Raw genomic sequence first — 3,673 nt, 5'->3', positions numbered from 1 at the left:
AACCCCCTGTAGCCCCACCCCCACCTCGACAGATAGGTTCGTTACATGCCCGACTACCTCGACGACCTGCGTCTCGCCCACGTCCTCGCCGACGCCGCCGACGCCGCGACGACGGACCGGTTCAAGGCCCTCGACCTCAAGGTAGAGACCAAACCGGACATGACCCCGGTGAGCGAAGCGGACAAGGCCGCCGAAGAACTCATCCGCGGCCAACTCGCCCGCGCCCGCCCCCGGGACGCGATCCTCGGCGAGGAGTACGGCGTCGAGGGCACGGGCCCCCGCCGCTGGGTGATCGACCCCATCGACGGCACCAAGAACTACGTACGCGGCGTCCCGGTCTGGGCCACCCTCATCTCCTTGATGGAAGCCGGCGAGGGCGGCTTCCAGCCCGTCGTCGGCGTCGTCTCCGCCCCCGCCCTCGGCCGCCGCTGGTGGGCCGCGAAGGGCTACGGCGCGTTCACCGGCCGCAGCCTCACGAAGGCGACCCGCCTCCAGGTCTCCCGCGTCGGAAAGCTCGCCGACGCCTCCTTCGCGTACTCCTCGCTCAGCGGCTGGGAGGAACAGGGCCGCCTGGACGGCTTCCTGGACCTCACCCGAGAGGTGTGGCGCACGCGCGCGTACGGCGACTTCTGGCCGTACATGCTGGTCGCCGAGGGCGCCGTCGACATGTGCGCCGAGCCGGAGCTGTCGCTCTGGGACATGGCCGCCAACGCGATCATCGTCACCGAGGCCGGCGGCACCTTCACCGGACTCGACTCCCGCCCGGGCCCGCACAGCGGCAACGCGGCCGCGTCGAACGGCCTGCTGCACGACGAGCTGCTGGGGTACCTCAACCAGCGGTACTGAGCGCACCACCCGTTGCCGAGCGCGCCCCCTGTTACCGAGCGCCCCCTTGTTGACCCTCCCTTTGCCTGCCACCCTGGAAGTCCGCCCGCTTGTGAACTTGTGAAAGCATGAACAAACGGCGGGGACACCCCCCAGGAGGCCCATCCATGCTCGTCCGTGACGCCATGAGCACCGTCGTCCTGACCATCGGCCCGACCCATACCCTCCGCCAGGCCGCCGCGCTGATGGCCGCCCGCAAGGTCGGCGCGGCCATCGTCCACGACCCCGACGCCGGCGGCATCGGCATCCTCACCGAACGCGACATCCTCATCTCCGTAGGCCATGGCCAGGACCCGGACACGGAGCTCGCCCACGCACACACCACCACCGACGTCGTGTTCGCCACTCCGGCCTGGACCCTGGAGGAGGCGGCCGATGCCATGGCGCACGGCGGCTTCCGCCATCTCATCGTGCTGGACCGCGACGAGCCCGCCGGCGTCGTCTCGGTCCGCGACATCATCCGCTGCTGGGCACCGGCCCGTCAGCAGGTACCCGCCTGACAGTGCGACCGGCCCGGGCCCCTCGAAGAAGCCCGGGCCGCCCTACCGCAAGCGACCCGCCCGACCGAATTAGATAGCGTCTAAAGCGAGGGGAACTCTAACTCCACACCTGTTCGCAACCTGGTCCCCTTTGCTGTTAGGCTGGTAGCCATGAGTGACCTTCTGGAACGGCTGCGCGGACGCGGATGGCGGATGACCGCGCAGCGGCGCGTCGTGGCCGAGGTCCTCGACGGCGAACACGTCCACCTGACGGCCGACGAGGTCCACGCCCGGGCCGTCACCAAGCTGCCCGAGATCTCCCGGGCGACCGTCTACAACACGCTCGGCGAGCTCGTGTCGCTCGGCGAGGTGCTCGAGGTCTCCACGGACCAGCGCGCCAAGCGGTACGACCCGAACGCCCACCAGCCGCATCACCACCTGGTCTGCGCCCAGTGCGGCGCGATCCGCGACGTGCACCCGGTCGGCAACCCCCTGGCGGACCTCCCCGACTCGGAGCGCTTCGGCTTCACGGTCTCGGACGTCGAGGTGACGTACCGCGGCGTCTGCCCGAACTGCGCGGCCGCCTAGCCTCCCCTCACCTCCCCTGCCTTCGCGTGCGAAGCCCCGGCACCGATGAGTGCCGGGGCTTCGCGCTGTCCGCGGACTTCCCGTATCTGACGGTCCGTCATATGGTCAACGGCACCCACCAGTCCGTTCCGCACTCCGCGAGGAGACCGAAGTGGGAGAGCCGTATCCAAAAGTCACCGCCCACGACCTGACGCGCACCTTCGGCCGGGGCCCTCGCGCGGTCGACGCCCTCGGCCCCCTCGACCTGACCGTCGCGCCGGGCGAGTTCGTCTGCCTCGTCGGCCCCTCCGGCTGCGGCAAGTCCACCCTGCTGCGCATCACCGCCGGACTGCTCCGGCCCAGCACCGGCACACTGGAGATCCGCACGGCCAGTCCGCGCCCGGCGGCCATGATCTTCCAGGACTACGGAATCTACGACTGGAAGACCGTCCAGGCCAACGTCCGCTTCGGCCTCGACGTCCAGCGCGTCCCACGCCGGGAGGCGAACGCCCGGGCCGCCGACTGGCTGGCCCGCACGGGTCTCGCCGACTTCGCGCACGCCTACCCGGCGGCCCTCTCCGGCGGCATGCGGCAACGCGTCGCCCTCGCCCGTGCGTTGGCGGTCGAGCCCGAACTGCTGCTGATGGACGAGCCCTTCGCCGCCCTGGACGCCCAGTTGCGCACGATCCTCCAGGACGAACTGCTGGAGATCACCCAGGCGCTGCGCACGACGACCCTGTTCATCACCCACAGCCTGGAGGAGGCGATCGTCCTCGGCGACCGCGTCCTGGTGATGTCCGCCCGCCCGGGCCGGATCATCGCCGAGCACCGCCCGCCCTTCCCGCGCCCCCGCACTGGCGACGTTCGCGCCACCCCCGAGTTCACCGCGCTGAAGAGCGAGTTGTGGGACCTGCTGCGCAAGGAGGCGGTACCGGCATGACCACGATCGCTCCCGAGACGAAGCCCTCGGCCCTGGTCCGCCGCCCGGGCCCCCGCGAACTGCACCCGGTCCGCACCCACCGCCGCCGCCGCACCCTGGAACTGTNNGCCGTCGGCACGGCGGCGGGCTACCTCCTGGGCCTGCTGATGGGTTCGCTGTCGCTGGTCCGGGCCGCCCTGGAGCCGCTCCTGGACGCCCTGTACGTCGTACCGAAGCTGGCCCTGCTTCCCGTCTTCCTCAACATGTTCGGCCTGGGCGAGGGCCCGCAGGTGGCCCTGGTGGCGGCCACGGTCTTCTTCTTCGTCTGGATCTCCACGATGTCGGCGGTCATGGCGGTCCCCGACGGCCACCGCGACGCCGGCCGGGTCTTCGGCGCCTCCCCCTGGCAGATGTTCCGCCACGTCCTGCTCCCGGCGTCCCTGCCCGCCGNNCGCCTCGGAACAGATCGCCGCGACCGACGGCCTCGGCCATCTGATCTTCGACTCCCGCGCCCTCTTCCAGAACGACGTGATGTTCGTCGGCATCGTCTGCGTGGCCGTCCTGGGCGTGCTCTTCTCCGAGCTGGTCCGCTTCGCCGGCCGGCTGCTCACCCCGTGGGCCCCGCGCGACCGGGGACGGGGGCAGTCATGAGGGAACATACGTACGGCCTCGCCCTGCTCGCGACCGCGCTGCTCGCCTCGGCGGCCTGCTCGTCGCCGTCCTCCGGGAGCGCGACGCCGAAGGCGGACGCCGCAACGCGCGCCGTGCGCCCCGTCGAGGGTTGCGGCGCCGGCTCCTGGACGGACCCCGCCGACCTCGCCCC

The 3,673-nt window shown here is 71.3% G+C and carries 4 protein-coding genes and 1 pseudogene; all 5 read left to right on the top strand.

All coding sequences use genetic code 11. The annotated features are described in order from the left end of the window. The first annotated feature begins 45 nt into the window (after positions 1-45). Entirely contained in the window at positions 46-846 is an 801-nt protein-coding gene (gene hisN / locus CCL05_RS40715; protein ID WP_086565609.1) for a histidinol-phosphatase, read from the top strand. 146 nt (positions 847-992) lie between these two features. Then, entirely contained in the window at positions 993-1,385 is a 393-nt protein-coding gene (locus tag CCL05_RS40710) for a CBS domain-containing protein (protein ID WP_086565608.1), read from the top strand. A gap of 150 nt (positions 1,386-1,535) precedes the next feature. Further along, a complete protein-coding gene (locus tag CCL05_RS40705) occupies positions 1,536-1,952 on the top strand; it encodes a Fur family transcriptional regulator (protein WP_086565607.1) in 417 nt (138 codons plus the stop codon). Positions 1,953-2,103: 151 nt separating this feature from the next. Further along, a complete protein-coding gene (locus tag CCL05_RS40700) occupies positions 2,104-2,871 on the top strand; it encodes an ABC transporter ATP-binding protein (protein ID WP_086565606.1) in 768 nt (255 codons plus the stop codon). Beyond that, positions 2,868-3,501, top strand: a pseudogene (locus CCL05_RS40695) (ABC transporter permease). Before CCL05_RS40700 ends, CCL05_RS40695 begins: the two are co-directional and overlap by 4 nt. Positions 3,502-3,673: the final 172 nt, after the last annotated feature.

This window comes from Streptomyces africanus (assembly GCF_002150735.1).
Classification (GTDB): Bacteria; Actinomycetota; Actinomycetes; order Streptomycetales; family Streptomycetaceae; genus Streptomyces; species Streptomyces africanus.
Note: the sequence above shows the minus strand (reverse complement) of the source record. Positions and strands in the feature narration are given on the sequence as shown.